The sequence below is a fragment of the Streptococcus sp. HMSC076H09 genome, from assembly GCF_001811765.1.
In the GTDB taxonomy this organism is placed as follows: domain Bacteria; phylum Bacillota; class Bacilli; order Lactobacillales; family Streptococcaceae; genus Streptococcus; species Streptococcus agalactiae.
Window position 1 is genome coordinate 1 of sequence record NZ_KV806594.1, and the last position, 19,306, is coordinate 19,306.

Below are 19,306 nucleotides of genomic sequence, written 5' to 3' on the forward strand. Positions count from 1 at the left end.
TGAACTAGGATTTTAGTTTCGCAGGAAGTCTATTATAATTTGACAGCAAAATGTTGTCAGTAAATATATTTTAAAATAAGACACTTGGCTTAAGTCAAGTGTCTTATTTTGCTATCGAATTGGTGGATTGGCAAATATTAAAAAGGAGAGACAGTCATCTCACCTTAACTTTTCTAGAATAGGTTGAAGCCGATAATGGATAATGTTCCCATGATGCATCCAGCTAGTATAACACCTAGCATAACAGCAATAACACTATGTTTAAATTCCCAATCTAGGAGGCTAGCTGCAAGCGTGCCAGTCCAGGCTCCTGTTCCGGGTAAGGGAATGCCTACAAACAATAGCAAGGCAATAAACAATCCTTTTTCTCCAGCTACTTTTTCAAGTTTTTGACCACCGCTATGTCCTTTTTTAAGGCACCATGTGAAAAACTTACCAGTATAAGGTTTATCTGCTCCCCATTCTAGAACTTTGCGAGCAAAGAAGAAGATGATAGGTACAGGTAGCATGTTTCCAACAACACCGATAGCTAGCGCTTCCCACAAAGGTATTCCATTAGCGATTGCAAATGGCACAGCTCCTCGTAGTTCCACTAAGGGAATCATTGAAATCAAAAATGTAATAATGTAATTCATTAAATAAAACCTTTCTATGGTATTATTCCATTTTATCTTATCTTTCTAGTAATGACAACTAAAATCCGCGGTCATTCTAGTTTTACTGTCCTTAGATAGATTTCATTTCCGTATCTTTTAAAAATTTGATATAATAATAGTCAGTTATAGTCAAAGAGGAAGGAGTGAATTTGTGGCCATAAAAAATACTTCCGATAATATTGAAGAATATATAAAATCATTATTAGAACAATCAGGAATTGCTGAAATAAAGCGTTCCAATTTAGCTGATACTTTTCAAGTTGTTCCTAGTCAGATTAATTATGTCATTAAGACACGGTTTACTGAAAGCCGTGGTTATGTGGTTGAGAGTAAACGAGGTGGTGGAGGTTACATCCGCATTGCTAAGGTTCATTTTTCTGATCAACACCAATTATTTGGAAATATGTTATCAACGATTGGCGAGCGTATCAGTGAACAAGTTTTTGATGATTTGATTCAATTATTATTCGATGAAGAGATAATTACAGAACGTGAAGGAAATTTGATTCTGGCGACATCAGGTGATGACGTCTTAGGAGAGCAAGCCTCTGTTATTAGAGCTCGTATGCTCCGTAAATTATTACAACGATTAGATAGAAAAGGATTCCATTTATGAGTCATTATTCCATAAAATTACAAGAAGTATTCAGATTGGCGCAATTTCAAGCAGCACGCTATGAAAGTCACTATTTAGAAAGCTGGCATCTTCTTTTAGCAATGGTTTTAGTTCATGATTCAGTAGCTGGTTTGACATTTGCTGAATATGAGTCTGAAGTTGCAATTGAAGAGTACGAAGCAGCAACAATTTTAGCTTTAGGTAGAGCACCGAAAGAAGAGATTACCAATTATCAATTTTTAGAGCAATCACCAGCTTTGAAAAAGATCTTAAAGTTAGCAGAAAATATTAGTATCGTAGTAGGAGCTGAAGATGTGGGTACTGAACATGTCTTGCTTGCTATGTTGGTTAATAAAGATTTATTAGCCACACGTATCTTAGAGTTAGTTGGCTTTAGAGGTCAAGACGATGGTGAATCAGTTCGTATGGTTGATTTACGTAAGGCTCTAGAACGTCATGCCGGTTTTACAAAAGATGATATCAAAGCAATTTATGAATTACGTAATCCTAAAAAAGCAAAGTCGGGTGCTTCTTTTTCTGATATGATGAAACCACCGAGTACTGCTGGTGATTTAGCTGATTTCACACGTGATTTATCACAGATGGCGGTTGATGGGGAAATTGAACCTGTTATTGGGCGTGATAAAGAAATTTCACGTATGGTCCAAGTCTTAAGTCGTAAAACAAAGAATAATCCTGTCTTAGTTGGAGATGCGGGTGTCGGTAAAACAGCTTTGGCGTACGGTCTAGCACAACGTATTGCTAATGGAAATATTCCTTATGAGCTTAGAGATATGCGTGTTCTAGAGTTAGATATGATGAGCGTTGTTGCTGGAACTCGTTTTCGTGGTGATTTTGAGGAACGTATGAATCAAATCATTGCAGATATTGAAGAAGACGGTCATATTATTCTTTTCATTGATGAACTGCATACTATTATGGGTTCTGGCTCTGGTATTGATAGCACACTTGATGCTGCTAATATTTTAAAACCAGCTTTGGCCCGAGGCACTTTACGCACTGTTGGAGCAACAACTCAAGAGGAATATCAAAAGCATATTGAAAAAGATGCTGCTTTATCTCGTCGCTTTGCAAAAGTTTTAGTAGAAGAACCAAATCTTGAAGACGCATATGAAATTCTACTTGGATTGAAGCCAGCGTATGAAGCCTTTCATAATGTTACTATTTCAGATGAAGCAGTTATGACTGCTGTAAAAGTGGCTCATCGTTATTTGACAAGTAAGAATTTACCAGACTCAGCTATAGACTTACTTGATGAAGCTTCTGCCACTGTGCAAATGATGATTAAGAAAAATGCTCCTTCGCTTTTAACAGAAGTTGACCAAGCTATTTTAGATGATGATATGAAATCTGCTTCTAAAGCTCTAAAAGCAAGTTATAAGGGTAAAAAGCGTAAGCCTATTGCCGTAACAGAAGATCATATTATGGCAACTCTCAGTCGTCTATCTGGTATTCCTGTTGAAAAATTGACACAAGCTGATAGTAAAAAATACCTCAATTTAGAAAAAGAATTGCATAAACGTGTTATCGGTCAAGATGATGCAGTTACTGCCATTAGTCGTGCTATCCGTCGCAATCAATCTGGCATTCGTACTGGTAAGCGTCCTATTGGTTCCTTTATGTTCTTGGGACCAACTGGTGTTGGTAAGACAGAGTTAGCAAAAGCCTTGGCAGAAGTGTTGTTTGATGATGAATCAGCCCTAATTCGTTTTGATATGTCGGAATATATGGAAAAATTCGCAGCTTCTCACCTGAATGGGGCACCTCCAGGTTATGTTGGTTATGATGAAGGAGGAGAGTTGACTGAAAAAGTACGCAATAAACCATATTCAGTTTTACTTTTTGATGAAGTTGAAAAAGCTCATCCAGATATTTTTAATGTATTATTACAAGTGCTTGATGATGGCGTTTTAACAGATAGTCGAGGACGAAAAGTTGATTTTTCAAATACTATAATCATTATGACTTCTAATTTAGGAGCAACTGCATTACGTGACGATAAAACAGTTGGTTTTGGAGCTAAGGATATCAGCCATGATTATACTGCTATGCAAAAACGTATTATGGAGGAGCTTAAAAAAGCTTATCGACCAGAGTTTATCAATCGTATTGATGAGAAAGTTGTATTCCATAGTCTCAGTCAAGATAATATGCGTGAAGTTGTGAAAATTATGGTTAAACCTTTAATTTTAGCGCTTAAAGATAAAGGTATGGATCTGAAATTCCAGCCTTCAGCCTTGAAACACTTGGCAGAGGATGGCTATGATATAGAAATGGGTGCTCGTCCACTGCGTAGAACTATTCAAACGCAAGTAGAGGATCATTTATCAGAACTACTATTGGCAAATCAAGTGAAAGAGGGGCAAGTAATTAAGATTGGCGTATCCAAAGGCAAATTGAAATTTGATATTGCAAAATCATAAAACATTCCAGTACCGATGGGTACTGGAATTTTAATATAAAAAGAAAACGTCCAAAATATTTTGGACATTTTCTTATAGATTTATGAAAAGTAAAAGGATCTATATCTAACAATTGCACTTGTAGATATAGGTACGACTGAAAGTCGTTGAAAAATTTTAGGATAAATATATTATAATATCCTAATCTTTTGCTAACTTAAAATAAATCTAAAGATTACCTTAAGATTTCAATCGCTTTTGTAACCACACAATGTCATGCCATTGTTCAAATTTAAATCCGATTTTTGGGAAATGTGCGACTTGATTAAATCCTCTTTTTTTGTGGAATGCAATGCTTATATCATTTGGTAAACTGATACAAGCGAGTAGATTAACATACCCTTGGTTAACTAATTCTTTCTCCAATGTATCATATAGTTGGCTACCAATTTTTTTGCTACGTGCATCTTTATCAAGGTAAATAGAAAGCTCGCAAGTCCAGTCATAGGCAGCTCTAGCGTAGTAAGTTGAAGCATATGCATAACCTAATATTTTCCCATTTTCTTCAGCAACTAAATATGGGAAAGATTTGCTGATATTTTTGATACGATTAGTGAATTCCGATATACTAGGAATATCGTATTCAAACGTTATTGTAGTGTCAGCAACGTAGGGAGCATAGATAGCAAGTAATTCTTTAGCATCTGAGGGTAGGACAGGTCTTATAATCATAGATATCACCTAATTATAGTAAATCAAGTTTTTGCAATTCGGAATCAATAGTGTCAAGGACGTGTTGAAGATCCTCTGGATTTTTGACGAAATCAAGTTTGTTACCATCGATCCGAATTTTAGGTGAAACGTCGTAATTTTCATACCATTCTGGATATTCAGAATGGACTTGTTTGTAGTAGTCGTATAACTCTGGGTTAGAATCAACTTGCTCAAAGCTGCGTCCTCGTTTGTCAATACGTTCTAACATTTTATCAAATGAAACATCAATGTAGACTAGCAAATCAGGTCTCTTCTTAGGCATACCTTCTAATTCTTCCAACATATTTGCAAGAAGTTCTTTATAGATATCTAGCTCTGTTTTAGTCACATTTCCATTCTTATAATTTAGAGTGAGGAATAGTTCATCTTCAAAAATAGAACGATCCAAAACATTGTTGTTAGCCTTATAGGCTTCTTTTATAGATTGGAATCGTTTATTTAAAAAGAATATTTGTAGTAAAAAAGCATATTTTTGGGGATCTTGATAGTAAAGATCTAAAACTGGGTTATTATCAACCGCCTCATAGAAAACATCTGTCCCTAGGTGTTGTCCTAGAGCAGCTGCAAGGGAGCTTTTACCTGCTCCAATGGTTCCAGCTAAAACAATCAACATAATTCTCCTTAATTCTGTTATGCTAAAATAATTTGTTATACTTTTGAGTTTTCATTACACAATGATTTATGCTAAATTTGTACAGAGATAGGAAAAAACAGTCAAAGGACTGTTTTTGATTTAGCGTAAACCTGCAAAAAGTTCTTGAACTTCTGCTAGTGTTTCTGCACGTGAAACAGCTCCTCTAATTTTTGCTGCGCCTGATTTTCCACGCAGATAATGAGGTGCTAACCCTCGAAATTCACGAACGGCAATAGTTTCACCTTTTAAATTAACTAGTCGAGTGAGATGATCCTCGGCAACATCTAACATCTTCTCAAATGGTAGGTCAGGAAGGATTTCGCCTGTTTCAAAGAAATGATTAATTTGTGTAAAGATGTAAGGATTGCTACGAGCACCACGTCCAACCATTATAGCGTCAGCTCCAATCTCTTCAATCATAAATTTGGCATCGTGAACAGTACGAATGTCACCATTAGCAATAAAAGGAATACTAGTAACAGCTTTAGCGACCTTGCCAAGTGTTTCATGGTCACACGTGCCAGTATACATTTGTTCACGCGTTCGACCGTGCATAGCAAGTGCAGATACACCAGCAGATTCGGCAGCGAGTGCATTTTCTATAGCATTAGATGAGTCAGACCATCCTGTACGCATTTTTACTGTTAATGGAATGTCAAGTACAGACGTTACCTCTTTAACAATATGATAAATTTTTTCAGGGTCACGTAACCATTTAGCTCCAGCTTCGTTTTTAACAACTTTGTTAACTGGACATCCCATATTGATGTCTACGATATCTGCTTTCGTATTACTTTGGATAAAGTCAGCTGCACGTTTTAAGCCTTCTGCATCGCCACCAAATAGTTGAATTGACATAGGATGTTCATTTTCATCGATATGGAGCATATGTAAGGTCTTTTCGTTGTTATAAAGTAACCCTTTCTCAGAAATCATTTCCATAACAACGAGACCAGCACCAAATTCTTTAGCGATAGTACGAAAAGCAGAATTGGTAATACCTGCCATCGGTGCTAGTACGGTACGATGAGGAATTTCAACCTTCCCAATCATAAATGAACTATTTAATTGAGTCATTAATTATCTTCTCCAAATCTTCTTCTGTGAAATAGTAAGTCTGGTTGCAAATTTGACAAGTAATTTCAACACCTTTATCTTCATCCTTCATGGCTTGCAATTCTTTAGTTCCTAAAGTCAATAGAGCGGCTTCAAAACGTTCTTTTGAACAGTCACAGTAGAAGGCTAAAGAGTCTTCCGATAAGCGCTTGTAGTCGTCTTCTCCGTAAATAGCTGAAAGGAGAGATTCTATATGATTTTCAGACTCTAGCAGACTTGAAATAGAAGGCATCTCCTGAATGCGTTTTTCATAGCGAGAAATTTCTTCGTCAGAAGCACCTGGGAGCACCTGAAGCATGAATCCACCTGCAACTTTAACCTTATCCTCGTCATCTAAGAGGACATTTAAACCGACGGCAGAAGGTGTTTGCTCACTTTCGGTTAAATAATAAGCAAAATCTTCTCCAATTTCTCCTGTAATTAGTGGAGTTGTTGAAGTGTAAGGTTGCCCAGTTGCGTAATCGGTAATAACGACAAAGTGTCCATTACCCATGAAAGGTCCAACTAAGACCTCTCCAGTAGCTGTTTTCTTGATATCAACACCCGTATTTTGGATGTAACCTTTAACATTTCCTTTAGTATCAGCTACAGAAATAATATGACCAAAAGAGCTATCTCCAATAACCTTGACAGTTACTTTACTATTTCCTTTTTGATTTGCTGCTAAAATTTGATTTGCAATTAATGTTCTCCCAAGAGCTACAGTAGAACTTGAAAGTGTCTGATGTTTTTCTTGAGCTGTTCTTACAGTTTCTGTACAATCAAGGACATAAGCCCGGAAAGAACCGGAAGTTGAAATTGATTTTATAATTTTATCCATAAGTCATATTATAGCATAAAAGGCTTATTTTGCATTGGAGATAGTCAGGAAAATATAGATGAAAACGGTATAAATTAATGATATAAAAACGATACTGTGTTTTACAGTATCGTTTTTATTTAGTGGATATGATAGTAAGTTAAGACTCATCAACTTTTTCTTGGGTAGATTTACCTTCGTTGAGTAAGGCTTCAACTATTTTTTTATCACGAATTTTGACAGAATCATTGATTGTTTCAGCCGATTTAATAACAGCAGATTCCAATTGGGCACGTTCCTTACGTCCTTTGTCTATGGCAGCGATAATACCATTATTTTGAGCCACTAAGCTTTCAGCTAATGCAGTGACAGATTTAATAGAAACAGTGGGGCTTTGTGCGGTCTTCTCTAACATCGGAATCGCTTCTTTACTAGTTTCAGCCAGCATCTGCAATGCTGCATTATTAGCGTTGACAATAGCATCAGCAGTGACACCGGATTTGACAGATTGTTGCATCATGCCTAACTGAGCGATTGAGAGTTTCATTGTTGGAATGGTATTTCGACGTAACATGCCAAGTTTCTGACGCATATCTGACGATACTTTGACCAAGTTTCGCATCTGTGGTGTTGTTGCCCATGCAACGTAGAGACGGCTGACATATTCAGTATGTTGCTGTTCGAGGGTATTGATAACTTCAGTCATTCGAGCTAATTGGTTACTTTTAATTTGATACTCGGACGTTTGGCTATCTAATGCTAGAATTTCTTGTTGTAAGTGGCTTGCACGATTAGCAGCCTCGGCTTGACTCGATTCAATAAAAGCAATAACTCCAACCAAATTTTCAATAGATTTAGTATTATCTTCAATGAGCATTTCAGCAGAGACGATATTTCTTGCCAAAGTATCTTCTTGTTTGACAACATTCGCTGCCATCATATCCATTTTTTGCTCGATGTTTTGTGAGTCAAAATAAAATTCCTGTAGCGAGGTCTTGCTTTGTTTGAATAATTTTTGAATCAAGTTTGGTTTTTTCTCTAATTCTGCCGGAGTAGCATCTTTATATTTGGCAATAAATCCATTTAGTTCGCGATTAGCATTTTTTAGTAAATCATCAACTTGAGGAATTTGAATTTTTTTCTGCTCAGACAAGATATGATTAACAGTGGTATTAACGCCTTCTACTGCGGATTGTCCAAAATCAAGGAGCGCATTTTGATCGCCGACAAAAGTATCTACCAAAGCTGGTGTTTTTTCAGAGATAGCAGACTTTTGTGCTGGTGTTAGTTTTTCAAAAAAGGCAATTTGCCCAGTTTGGCTTGTTGTCTGGTTGGAAATAATTTCTGTTGTTTTATCTGTTTTAGTGATAGCATTGTCTGCAATTTGGTCAATATCAAAATTAAAGGTATCGCTCATTTACTGTTCCTTTCGTCTTGCATCATTCTTAGGCTAACGTCAAAATCTTTCATATCACTTTCATTCAATTGGCGCAGCGTTTCATCTAAATCTAAATTAAATTTTTTAATTGCTTGTAATGCTTGTTCTAGGCGTTCCTTAGCATTGTTAAAATTTTTAGGAGATTGTTTGATTCTGATGTAGCCAGCCAGAACATCTGTAAAACGTTTCATATTGGCTTGATGAATTGCTGCTAATTCAGCTTTGTTATCTGCCTCTTCAATCTTTTTTAAGATAGCAAAGTGGTCATCTTGAATATTGTGATAGAACGGTTTTAATTCCGGAGCAATGCGTATCATTTCATCTTCCTGATCAGAAATAGGTTCTAGTTCTGGAGAGGCATGTAGCTTTATTAGTTGTTCGTTAATCTCATTACTAAATGTATTTGCTTTTTTGGTGATACGTTTATAGATATTAGGCTCAATGGCTTTTTGTAGTTGGTTTGCTTCATTACGAATTAGGTCCAATTGAGGTAATATTTGATGTGCTAATTTGATATATTCCTTAGAACGATTGTCTTTTTTTAAAATTTCCAAGTGTCTAATGTCTTGGTCAGTCTCTTTAATATCGGATTTTAAAGCTTCAATACGTTGGTTTGATGTAAAACGTTTAAGACGCTTTTTATCATAAACGTAATAGGCACAATAACCACCACCAATAATTAACAGAGTAGCAATCACCTCACTCCAAAAGTCTGAAATCAGGGAAGCAAGAACAACAATACCAAGTAATGTTATTAGATTATGAGAATTTTTGGAATAGCGTTTTTTAACCATAATAATATTTAACCTAACTTTCTGTAGTTGTTAATATTTTATCTTAAATGAACTAGTGATGACAAGGGATAACTTTATTTTAACCAAAAATTCCTTAAGCTTAGCCTAAGGAACTCTTTTTAGTTATAATTCTGGGAACAGTTTAGCCAAAATTCGAGGTGTAATAGATTGACCAGGCCCCTCTTGACAGTAGGTGTGCATATACATCAATGGGTTAAAGTTTAGTTCAATGCAAGTAGCATTTTTCTTATCTTTTGAGTATGCTTGAGTGGCATTAGGAATAATTAAATCAACTCCACAAACCCAAGCCCCCATAGCCTCTGCCATCTCAGCTGCTAGTTGTTTATATGTAGGATCCATTGTATTTGTTACATCTATAGAGTCACCGCCAGTGGAAATATTAGAATTACGGCGAAGTTCTATTTTTGTTCCTTCTGGAGGGATACTGTTAACAGTGTATCCTTGTTGTTCCAACATTAACTGTTCTACTTCTCCGAGCTCAATAACTTCTAGAGGAGAGCGATGATCATAGCCTCTGAGAGGGTTTTGGTTTTTAAGTTTAACTAGCTGACTAATAGTATGAATACCATCTCCAACGACATTAGCTGCTACCCTAAGCAATACAGCAATACAGTCCCCCTCAAGGACGAAGAAACGGTATTCGGTACCCTCAATATATTCTTCCACAAGAATAGCACTATCTTCGGTAAAAGCGATGTCAATTGCTTTTTCATAAGAAGCTAAGTTAGCTGATGTTTTAAAAATAGAAATGCCTAAACCAAAGTTTGTAGATTTTGGCTTAACGACGATTGGTTTATCTTGGATTTGTGAAAAATAGTTAAGTGCCTCTTTACGGTCAGTAAATTCATCTCCAAAAGGAGTTGGGAAATGCTTTTCATCTAGGATTTTTTTTGTAACAACTTTGTTAGCCATAGCGAGCGGTACAATATAGTTATCTTTTGAGGTCATATTACCATTTTTAACGTACTCAATATGACTATTGTGCCATAATTTTAGGAATTGATCTTGTTCATCCAGCACTTCGAAGTTGACTCCTTTTTGGATAACGTCAAATAGTAGCAATTGGGTAGAAAGTTCCATCGTTTCATATCCCTTTAAGGCGTAGGGAGCTTCCCAAGCATAATCGTGATAAATTTGTCCTTGTCTTTGTCCAAATGTTTCTAAGGAAAGTCCTTCAATCATTTCTAAAAGTTGACCAGCTACCGTTAATTCAGGTGACTGAATTTGCCTTTTTACAGATTCCAATAGGTCTTGATAGTAAGGTGATAAGTTAAAATGTTGGATAACAGATTGCATAGCATCCACTAAGTCAGAAACTGGTGCTTGATTAGGTAATTTTTCTAATGGATGACTAAGTGCTATAAGGTCATTTAATCTATTGGCTTCCTTGATATCTTGGTCAATATGACTACTAGAATCTATCCACAAAAGCGCCAATAAGAAAAGGTGAACAGTATCAACAGTTTCCTGCGTTATACCGATTGGGCTAAATGGGTTGAGATCAAAAGTGCGAAACTCTAAATATGTAATTCCTTTTTCTAAATAATTACGACAGGCCTTACTACCACGGAGACGAACAGGTGAATAAAATTCTTTCTCAGCAATCAATTGCCCACTTTTTACAGCATTTTCTAGATCGTTGACATAATCCTTCAAGCTAGTATAAGAAATACGAATATCTTTATGATTCACATAACCTAAGTGACTATTTCTAAGTGACCGGACAGGGTTATTCAGTTTCTGATCTAAAAAGTCTTCTTCAGCTACTGGGCTCGCTCCGTATAGATAAGTTAGTAACCAACGGTAACGTAAAAAATTTTGAGACAATTTCATGTAAAGCTGGTTCTGAAAATCAATAGCATTATCTGCTTGACTCAATTCAAAGAGAGAAGTTAATAACTCTTGACCTAAACCGAGATTATAGTGAATTCCAGAGATGGATTGTATTAGTTTTCCATAAGTCTTCTCCAAATATTTGCGATAATCATATTCAAAAGCATCCTCTAATTGGGCAATCTGTATGTCTTCTTCCCTCACTTTGGGTGGCATAGAAAGCGGCCATAAGTATTCATCGTGGTTGATAGAGCGTCCAGCAACATCACTTATAGCTTTCAAAAATCGAATGGCTTCTTGGCTATCCTTTGCAATAGGTGTAATGAGTTCTAATTGAGGTTCACTATAATCCGTTTGGATATAAGGATGATAGTTACGACTCCCTAATGTTTTGGGATGGGGTGTTTGAGCAACCCTTTGAGTGGGTTGGTGAATACGAAGGCTTTCTCTCTCTAAGCCAAATGTAGCTTGTAGAATCGGTAGATGAGAGTGGCTTCTTTGTAACAGTCGATCGATAATCACGACAACATTCCTCCTAGTAACAGATGATACTAGTTTATCAAAAAAATAATAAAAACTAAGTTTTACGGCACAGAAAACTAAAATAATCTTATACCGGTGTCATAAAAAATAAAAGATTGAACTTTTGAGTCCAATCTTATTAATCTATAAGTTAAAAAGAGTTTTAGAGTTAATGAGTTTCAATTTTTTTAAGATAACGATAGACGCTTGGTTCGGAGATGTTGAGAACTTCAGCGACCTTTGAAACGGCACCTTTTAATTGGAATACACCTTTTTCGTGAAGTTTAGAAACAATTTCTACCTTAACTTCTTGACTTAAATGAATATTCTGATTTAAAAGACTAGGATCAACAATCTCACTAATAATATCCTGAATATTGCCTGATAGAACTTCTACAGGTTCCTCCTGTTGAGGGAGAGAAATTTTTTGAGGGGACTTAGGTAGTATTTTGTTAACATTTAAATTAACTAAGTCTAGAATATCCAAAGCAATATTTTGGTATGCAGAAATATCAAGGTTGATACATAACATCCCTTCAAGTTCATTTTGAGCATTCTTGATGAAGAAAGTAGATCCACGAACTTCTTTATTGAGAGGGCTGACAATCGCCTTATAGTTAGTAACAAAATCTTTTTCCTTATAAACTTTATTCTTGATTAAATCAAGGGCGAAAGTCGTTAGAGGTGAACTTATGGTTCGTCCACTAATGTGACTATTAACCAACTCACCAATATAGATATCATTTTCATCTACTACATGCAAAACAATTTCGTAATTATCACCTAAAACATTATGGAGAAACGTTATTATCGTTTTCCAATAGTCTAATTTTTCTTTATCCATATCGTAGTTCCTCTATGCTAATCTTACTATTATAGTAATATATTTATGGTTAAAAGACAATATCAGACTATTTTAAAAGATTAATGTAATAAAAAATTATCGTAATAAAAAAAAGTTAAGAAAATAAAAAATTATTATTGACTATGGTTATGCTTTTAGGTAAAATGTGATTATATTAGCAACTAAGGAGTAATCCATGAGATAAGCCTAATAATTATGTCGGACTTCTTTGTTGCACCTTATCCAGTTCGTAGTACAATTAAGTTTCAGTATTACCTAAAGGCGCCTTTATTGAAATTGAAGCAGTAGTACACAGACACTGAGAATAAAAAACTTAACTATTTTTAGCGGGAGTATATTTATGAATATCATTATTGGGACCAGTCTTTTAATACTTGTATTAGCGATTTTCACTTTATTTAATTATAAAGCACCCTACGGAACAAAAGCAATGGGAGCATTGGCATCTGCGGCTTGTGCATCCTTCCTTGTAGAAGCTTTTCAAGATTCTTTCTTTGGTAAAGTTTTGGGATTTCAATTTTTAAGTGAAGTGGGTGGTGCTAATGGTTCACTTTCTGGTGTAGCTGCAGCTATATTGGTTGCTATTGCTATTGGTGTAACCCCAGGATACGCAGTTTTAATTGGTTTATCTGTTTCTGGAACAGGTATTATTCCTGGTTTCCTTGCAGGATATTTAGTGGGATTTCTTGTTAAGTGGATGGAAAGAAATATTCCTGGTGGTTTAGATCTTATTTCAATTATTATTATTGGTGCACCATTAACACGTCTTGTGGCCAAACTGTTGACGCCGCTTATTAATAGCACTTTGCTCACCATTGGAGATATCTTAACATCAGGTGCTCATAGCAACCCTATTTTAATGGGGATTATACTTGGCGGGACAATTGTAGTAGTGGCGACAGCACCACTTTCTTCTATGGCATTGACAGCTATGCTAGGATTAACCGGAATGCCTATGGCTATAGGAGCCTTGTCTGTCTTTGGTTCGTCATTTATGAATGGTGTACTTTTCCATAAATTAAAACTTGGAAGTCGTAAAGATAATATAGCTTTTGCTGTTGAGCCTCTAACTCAAGCTGACGTGACTTCAGCTAACCCTATTCCAATCTATGTCACTAATTTTGTTGGTGGTGCAGCTTGTGGTATTTTAATTGCCTTGATGAAATTAGTTAATGATACTCCTGGAACAGCGACACCAATTGCAGGATTTGCTGTCATGTTTGCCTATAACCCAATGATAAAAGTACTAATAACCGCTCTAGGTTGTATTATCCTATCTTTACTAGCAGGCTATTTTGGAGGCATTGTTTTTAAAGATTATAAATTAGTTACAAAAGAAGAGCTACAGGCTAGAGATAACTAGTTACTTCATGAAAAGCTAATAGTAAATATCATTAATATAGATATGATATCTGACTTGTGATAACTGTTCTTGATAATTTAAAATTCAACGACTCTAATAAAAAGATCGTTGAATTTTTTTATTGTTAAGAATGCTGGTATCAGTAAATTTCAAGATTTCTTTATCAACTATAATGTTAGTTTTTTACCGTTTTTTTTACACTTCTAATAATTATTTTTTTCTTTTTTTCCGATAATATTTGAGGAATTTGGCAAAAAAAAACATTTTTTGCTATAATAAGGTGTCAGACAAACTCGCAGGTGAAATTCCTGCCATGTTTTTCCAGAAAGGATTGGGGAGTCCCAAAAAGGCTCACTCAGTGTTAAATAAATATGACTTCAGTTGTTGTAGTAGGTACCCAATGGGGTGACGAAGGTAAAGGTAAAATTACAGATTTTTTATCTGCTGACGCAGAAGTAATTGCACGTTATCAAGGTGGTGATAACGCTGGGCATACTATCGTTATTGATAACAAAAAATTTAAACTTCATTTAATTCCTTCAGGAATTTTCTTCAAAGAAAAAATTTCTGTCATTGGTAATGGTGTTGTCGTTAATCCGAAATCATTAGTTAAAGAGTTAGCTTATCTTCACGGAGAAGGTGTAACAACGGATAACCTTCGTATTTCAGACCGTGCGCATGTTATCTTGCCATACCACATCAAGCTTGACCAACTACAAGAAGATGCTAAAGGTGATAATAAAATTGGAACAACCATCAAAGGAATTGGGCCAGCTTACATGGACAAGGCTGCGCGTGTCGGTATCCGTATTGCTGACCTTCTTGATAGAGAAGTTTTTGCTGAGCGTTTGAAAATTAATTTAGCTGAGAAAAATCGTTTATTTGAAAAAATGTATGACAGTACACCTCTTGAATTTGATGATATTTTCGAAGAATATTATGAATATGGTCAACAAATTAAGCAATATGTGACTGATACATCCGTTATCTTAAATGATGCTCTTGATGCCGGTAAACGTGTTCTTTTTGAAGGAGCACAAGGAGTTATGCTCGACATTGATCAAGGAACATACCCATTTGTAACATCTTCCAATCCAGTAGCAGGTGGTGTCACAATTGGTTCGGGAGTTGGACCAAGTAAAATTAATAAAGTAGTAGGTGTATGTAAAGCTTACACTAGCCGTGTCGGTGATGGACCATTCCCAACAGAACTTTTTGATGAGGTTGGTGACCGTATTCGTGAGATTGGTAAAGAGTATGGTACAACGACTGGTCGTCCTCGTCGCGTTGGATGGTTTGATTCTGTTGTTATGCGTCACAGCCGTCGAGTATCAGGTATTACTAATCTCTCTCTGAATTCAATTGATGTTCTTTCAGGGCTTGATACGGTGAAAATTTGTGTGGCTTATGACCTTGATGGGAAACGTATTGACTATTATCCAGCAAGCCTTGAACAGCTAAAACGTTGTAAACCAATCTATGAAGAATTACCGGGCTGGTCTGAAGATATTACAGCTTGCCGTAGCTTAGATGATCTTCCAGAAAATGCACGTAATTACGTTCGCCGTGTTGGCGAATTGGTTGGTGTTCGTATTTCTACTTTCTCAGTAGGGCCTGGTCGTGAACAAACAAACATTCTTGAGTCTGTTTGGTCAAATATTTAATATTAAAAGTCTGACTGTACAGTCAGACTTTTTGATGTTTACTTTTTCTTTTTAATAGATAGATACTAATAAGACTTAAGGACTTCCCAGAAATCAATAAAACTACTGTAATTGATAAAAAAAGAAGTGAATTGATATTGTGAATCAAAGTATGTAATAATACTAGCGATACAACTGTTAGAATATTACCAGTCATCAATAAGCGTTCCAGAGGATAGTAGCCATGTTGCTTATGCATTTCTAATTTTAATAGTAGACCAGCTGACAATTCTACTAGGAAACAAATAGGTAGAGCTATCAAATTAATAAGAATCATAGACCAACCAAATCCTTGACCATAACTTATATATGATAGACTATTTTTGGAAATTGTTGACGTGTGAATTATAAAATCAATCGTAAAGATAATGTCTATAAGAAGTAGTAGCGCTAACAGATAATGTAGTAAGGAGATTGTTCTTAACCGTTTATTAATTAATATTTCATTTCCTCCCACTTATTTACCAATAAGCTTATTATATCATAATGTGTAATCAAACATTCGTTAGTACTGATTAAAAGGTTAATGAAGGGGTGGTCACTATTGTTTCATTGAATTAGTAACTTTAACGACGAAATGTTATAATGTTATTAGTTTATAAAAGAGGAGATTGTATGCGTAAATTTTTCCAAGATGTTATTGTAGAGGTGGCTTATTATTTAGAGATTGCTTTGTCAGTTATTCTGGCAACAGCTATTATTTTTTTTAGTTTAGCACTCTTTCATGATTTGTTTAGCATGTTGTCTGTTGATCAAAATGTTGATAAGTTGTTCCAGACTTTCCTTGCTCGCGCCATGACAATAGCAGTCGGGATTGAGTTGATCAAAATGTTTTCAAAACCTTCCCCAGATACTTTAATTGAAGTGTTATTGTTTGCCTTAGCTCGTCAACTTGTAATTGAACATGGTAGTGTTTCAGATTACCTTATGGGGATTGCTTCAGTTGCTATTTTGTTTGCTGTTCGTAAATATCTTTTCACCCATTTTGATGGGTCAAGCAACATTGTTTTACGTGCTAATAACAAAGTCAAAAAAGCTAATATTTTAGCTAGGGTTCAACTACCTTGTCAACCCAATGAAACTTTAGGAGACTTACTTGTTCGTCATTTAAATGATGAGGAAAAGGACGTTGCTATTGGTTCAGTAGTCTATATTAATAACGTTGCATTGCGTGTTGATAGTATGCACGATGGTCTTGTGACGCGTGTAGAAATCATTAGGAGTCTACATTAAAAAATATAAAAAATCATGTATCCTAAGATACATGATTTTTTTGTAAATTAGGTTCAGCACAATTTTGCACACTTAAGTGTGTACTTCTTGGTCTTTTTTAAAACGCTTACAAAAAATATAATAAAGATACAAAAAAACATTACTTAAATAAAGAGAGGTCTTTAGTTATGGAAAACTTCCTAGCTCCCCTTAATTGGTTCTCGCAAAATATCTTGCAGAATCCAGCCTTCTTCGTAGGTCTATTGGTACTCATTGGGTATCTTTTATTGAAGAAACCACTTCATGATGTCTTTGCTGGTTTTATCAAAGCGACCGTTGGATATTTGATTTTGAACGTAGGTGCAGGAGGATTGGTTAATACATTCCGTCCAATCTTAGTTGCTCTTGCTAAAAAATTTAATTTAGAAGCTGCTGTTATTGACCCTTACTTTGGTTTAGCATCAGCAAATGCTAAGTTAGAAACAATGGGCTTTATCAGTGTTGCAACAACAGCACTCTTGATTGGTTTTGGGATTAACATTCTCTTGGTTGCTCTTCGTAAAGTAACTAAAGTCCGTACTCTTTTTATTACTGGTCATATCATGGTACAACAAGCTGCAACAATTTCAGTATTTGTACTGCTCTTGATTCCACAACTTCGTAATGGTTTTGGTGCATGGGCTGTTGGTATCATTTGTGGTCTATATTGGGCGGTAAGTTCTAATATGACCGTTGAAGCAACTCAACGCCTTACAGGTGGTGGCGGATTTGCCATCGGACACCAACAACAATTTGCAATTTGGTTTGTTGATAAAGTTGCGCCATTCTTCGGTAAAAAAGAAGAAAACCTTGATAACTTAAAATTACCAACATTCTTAAATATTTTCCATGATACAGTTGTTGCATCAGCAACATTGATGCTAGTTTTCTTTGGAGGAATCTTAGCTGTCCTTGGTCCAGACATTATGTCTAATGTTAAATTAATCGGACCTGGTGCATTTGTACCAACTAAGCAAGCTTTCTTCATGTACATCCTTCAAACATCATTGACATTCTCAGTTTACCTTTTCATTTTGATGCAAGGTGTACGCATGTTCGTTACAGAATTGACAAATGCCTTCCAAGGTATCTCAAACAAACTTCTTCCAGGATCATTCCCAGCAGTTGACGTTGCAGCTTCATATGGTTTTGGTTCTTCAAATGCAGTTCTTTCAGGATTTGCTTTTGGTTTGATTGGTCAATTAATTACAATCGCTCTACTTGTTGTCTTCAAAAATCCAATCTTGATTATCACAGGATTCGTTCCAGTATTCTTTGATAATGCGGCAATCGCTGTTTATGCAGATAAACGTGGTGGCTGGAAAGCAGCAGTAGCTCTATCATTTATCTCAGGTATTATTCAGGTGGCACTTGGTGCTGTTGCTGTAGGTCTTTTAGGACTTGCAGGTGGTTATCATGGAAATATCGACTTTGAATTCCCATGGTTAGCATTTGGTTACATCTTCAAGTATTTAGGTATCGCTGGTTACGTGATTGTATGTCTCTTCTTCTTAGCTATTCCACAACTTCAATTTATGAAATCTAAAGATAAAGAAGCATACTATCGTGGTGATGCGCCTGCAGAATAATAGAAATTTATAACGGAGGAAATAAAAATGGTTAAAGTTCTTACAGCATGCGGAAACGGCATGGGATCATCAATGGTTATCAAAATGAAAGTCGAAAATGCGCTTCGTCAATTAGGCGTTAGCAACTTTGAGTCAGCATCTTGCTCAGTCGGAGAAGCAAAAGGTTTAGCTGCAAACTACGATATCGTGGTTGCTTCAAACCACCTTATCCATGAATTAGACGGACGTACAAAAGGTCATTTAGTAGGTCTTGATAACCTTATGGATGACAATGAAATAAAAACAAAACTACAAGAAATTTTGTAAGTTAATAGACAAAGGGAGTGAGACAAAAGTTTCTCTCCCATATCTTTAGACTTTTAAGGAGAAATCATGAATTTAAAACAAGCCTTTATCGAAAATGACTCAATTCGTCTTAAATTATCTGCAAGCGATTGGAAAGAAGCAATCAAATTATCAATTGATCCATTGATTGAAAGTGGTGCTGTTGATGCAGAATATTACGATGCCATTATTGAATCTACAGAGGAATTTGGTCCGTACTACATTCTTATGCCGGGTATGGCGATGCCTCATGCTCGTCCAGAAGCAGGCGTAAAACGTGATGCATTTTCATTAATTACATTAACAGAGCCAGTAGTTTTTCCAGATGGCAAAGAAGTCTCAGTATTGTTAGCACTTGCTGCAACAAGTTCAGCTATTCATACTTCTGTTGCTATCCCTCAAATTATTGCCCTTTTTGAATTGGAAAATTCAATTCAGCGCTTGACGGAATGCCAAGAAGCAAAAGAAGTCCTTGCAATGGTAGAGGAATCAAAAAACAGCCCATATTTAGAAGGTTTAGATTTAGAAAGCTAATCAATAAACTGATATTAATAGAAAGGATAGGACCTATAAAAAATCTCTGTG

The 19,306-nt window shown here is 35.8% G+C and carries 18 protein-coding genes; 8 read left to right on the top strand and 10 right to left on the bottom strand.

Annotated features, from left to right (window positions below):
* Nucleotides 1–173: 173 nt before the first annotated feature.
* Nucleotides 174–635, bottom strand: coding sequence for a COG2426 family protein (locus HMPREF2818_RS01975; RefSeq protein WP_001106578.1), 462 nt, complete (start codon nt 633–635; stop codon nt 174–176).
* Nucleotides 636–807: 172 nt separating this feature from the next.
* Between HMPREF2818_RS01975 and HMPREF2818_RS01980 the strand changes: the two genes are divergently transcribed.
* Together HMPREF2818_RS01980 and HMPREF2818_RS01985 are read left to right on the top strand one after the other, a co-directional pair.
* On the top strand, nt 808–1,272 hold the full coding sequence (locus HMPREF2818_RS01980) for a CtsR family transcriptional regulator (RefSeq protein ID WP_000985641.1): 465 nt from the start codon (nt 808–810) through the stop codon (nt 1,270–1,272).
* The gene (locus HMPREF2818_RS01985) at nt 1,269–3,716 is read left to right on the top strand and encodes an ATP-dependent Clp protease ATP-binding subunit (protein WP_000020289.1); all 2,448 of its coding nucleotides are present in this window, start codon (nt 1,269–1,271) and stop codon (nt 3,714–3,716) included. Before HMPREF2818_RS01980 ends, HMPREF2818_RS01985 begins: the two co-directional genes overlap by 4 nt.
* A gap of 219 nt (nt 3,717–3,935) precedes the next feature.
* Here HMPREF2818_RS01985 and HMPREF2818_RS01990 read toward each other — a convergent pair whose 3' ends face one another.
* From HMPREF2818_RS01990 to HMPREF2818_RS02025, 8 genes are all read right to left on the bottom strand, one after another.
* Nucleotides 3,936–4,427, bottom strand: coding sequence for a GNAT family N-acetyltransferase (locus HMPREF2818_RS01990; RefSeq protein WP_000586895.1), 492 nt, complete (start codon nt 4,425–4,427; stop codon nt 3,936–3,938).
* 13 nt (nt 4,428–4,440) lie between these two features.
* Entirely contained in the window at nt 4,441–5,082 is a 642-nt protein-coding gene (locus HMPREF2818_RS01995) for a deoxynucleoside kinase (RefSeq protein WP_000909526.1), read from the bottom strand.
* A 120-nt stretch (nt 5,083–5,202) separates the two neighbouring features.
* Nucleotides 5,203–6,180: a tRNA dihydrouridine synthase DusB gene (gene dusB / locus HMPREF2818_RS02000; protein WP_000192730.1), complete on the bottom strand. Its 978-nt coding sequence runs from the start codon at nt 6,178–6,180 to the stop codon at nt 5,203–5,205.
* The gene (gene hslO / locus HMPREF2818_RS02005; RefSeq protein ID WP_000357825.1) at nt 6,164–7,039 is read right to left on the bottom strand and encodes an Hsp33 family molecular chaperone HslO; all 876 of its coding nucleotides are present in this window, start codon (nt 7,037–7,039) and stop codon (nt 6,164–6,166) included. The genes dusB and hslO overlap by 17 nt, the downstream gene beginning before the upstream one ends.
* A 139-nt stretch (nt 7,040–7,178) precedes the next feature.
* Nucleotides 7,179–8,435, bottom strand: a complete 1,257-nt coding sequence (locus HMPREF2818_RS02010; protein WP_001285395.1) for a toxic anion resistance protein — start codon at nt 8,433–8,435, stop codon at nt 7,179–7,181.
* Complete coding sequence (locus HMPREF2818_RS02015; RefSeq protein ID WP_000239572.1) at nt 8,432–9,250, bottom strand: hypothetical protein; 819 nt, start codon at nt 9,248–9,250, stop codon at nt 8,432–8,434. The genes HMPREF2818_RS02010 and HMPREF2818_RS02015 overlap by 4 nt, the downstream gene beginning before the upstream one ends.
* Nucleotides 9,251–9,373: 123 nt before the next feature.
* A complete protein-coding gene (gene gshAB / locus HMPREF2818_RS02020; protein WP_000582678.1) occupies nt 9,374–11,626 on the bottom strand; it encodes a bifunctional glutamate--cysteine ligase GshA/glutathione synthetase GshB in 2,253 nt (750 codons plus the stop codon).
* A 169-nt stretch (nt 11,627–11,795) separates the two neighbouring features.
* Nucleotides 11,796–12,470 (bottom strand): helix-turn-helix transcriptional regulator, encoded by a 675-nt coding sequence (locus tag HMPREF2818_RS02025; RefSeq protein WP_000356661.1) that lies wholly within the window; start codon nt 12,468–12,470, stop codon nt 11,796–11,798.
* 361 nt (nt 12,471–12,831) lie between these two features.
* On the opposite strand from HMPREF2818_RS02025, the gene HMPREF2818_RS02030 reads away from it, so the two are divergent.
* Both HMPREF2818_RS02030 and HMPREF2818_RS02035 read left to right on the top strand, forming a co-directional pair.
* Nucleotides 12,832–13,854 carry a PTS sugar transporter subunit IIC gene (locus tag HMPREF2818_RS02030; RefSeq protein ID WP_001021300.1) on the top strand — a complete coding sequence of 341 codons (1,023 nt, stop codon included), beginning with the start codon at nt 12,832–12,834 and terminating at the stop codon, nt 13,852–13,854.
* Between the two features lie 371 nt (nt 13,855–14,225).
* Nucleotides 14,226–15,518: an adenylosuccinate synthase gene (locus HMPREF2818_RS02035; RefSeq protein WP_000205037.1), complete on the top strand. Its 1,293-nt coding sequence runs from the start codon at nt 14,226–14,228 to the stop codon at nt 15,516–15,518.
* A gap of 22 nt (nt 15,519–15,540) precedes the next feature.
* Here HMPREF2818_RS02035 and HMPREF2818_RS10215 read toward each other — a convergent pair whose 3' ends face one another.
* The gene (locus HMPREF2818_RS10215; protein ID WP_000600819.1) at nt 15,541–15,834 is read right to left on the bottom strand and encodes a hypothetical protein; all 294 of its coding nucleotides are present in this window, start codon (nt 15,832–15,834) and stop codon (nt 15,541–15,543) included.
* 338 nt (nt 15,835–16,172) lie between these two features.
* On the opposite strand from HMPREF2818_RS10215, the gene HMPREF2818_RS02045 reads away from it, so the two are divergent.
* The 4 genes from HMPREF2818_RS02045 (at nt 16,173) to HMPREF2818_RS02060 (ending at nt 19,255) form a co-directional block, all read left to right on the top strand.
* On the top strand, nt 16,173–16,790 hold the full coding sequence (locus HMPREF2818_RS02045; protein ID WP_001224528.1) for a hypothetical protein: 618 nt from the start codon (nt 16,173–16,175) through the stop codon (nt 16,788–16,790).
* 167 nt (nt 16,791–16,957) lie between these two features.
* Nucleotides 16,958–18,397: a PTS sugar transporter subunit IIC gene (locus HMPREF2818_RS02050; RefSeq protein WP_000427087.1), complete on the top strand. Its 1,440-nt coding sequence runs from the start codon at nt 16,958–16,960 to the stop codon at nt 18,395–18,397.
* Between the two features lie 27 nt (nt 18,398–18,424).
* Nucleotides 18,425–18,703 (top strand): PTS sugar transporter subunit IIB, encoded by a 279-nt coding sequence (locus tag HMPREF2818_RS02055; protein WP_000241475.1) that lies wholly within the window; start codon nt 18,425–18,427, stop codon nt 18,701–18,703.
* A 66-nt stretch (nt 18,704–18,769) separates the two neighbouring features.
* The gene (locus HMPREF2818_RS02060) at nt 18,770–19,255 is read left to right on the top strand and encodes a PTS sugar transporter subunit IIA (RefSeq protein WP_001049921.1); all 486 of its coding nucleotides are present in this window, start codon (nt 18,770–18,772) and stop codon (nt 19,253–19,255) included.
* Nucleotides 19,256–19,306 lie beyond the last annotated feature (51 nt).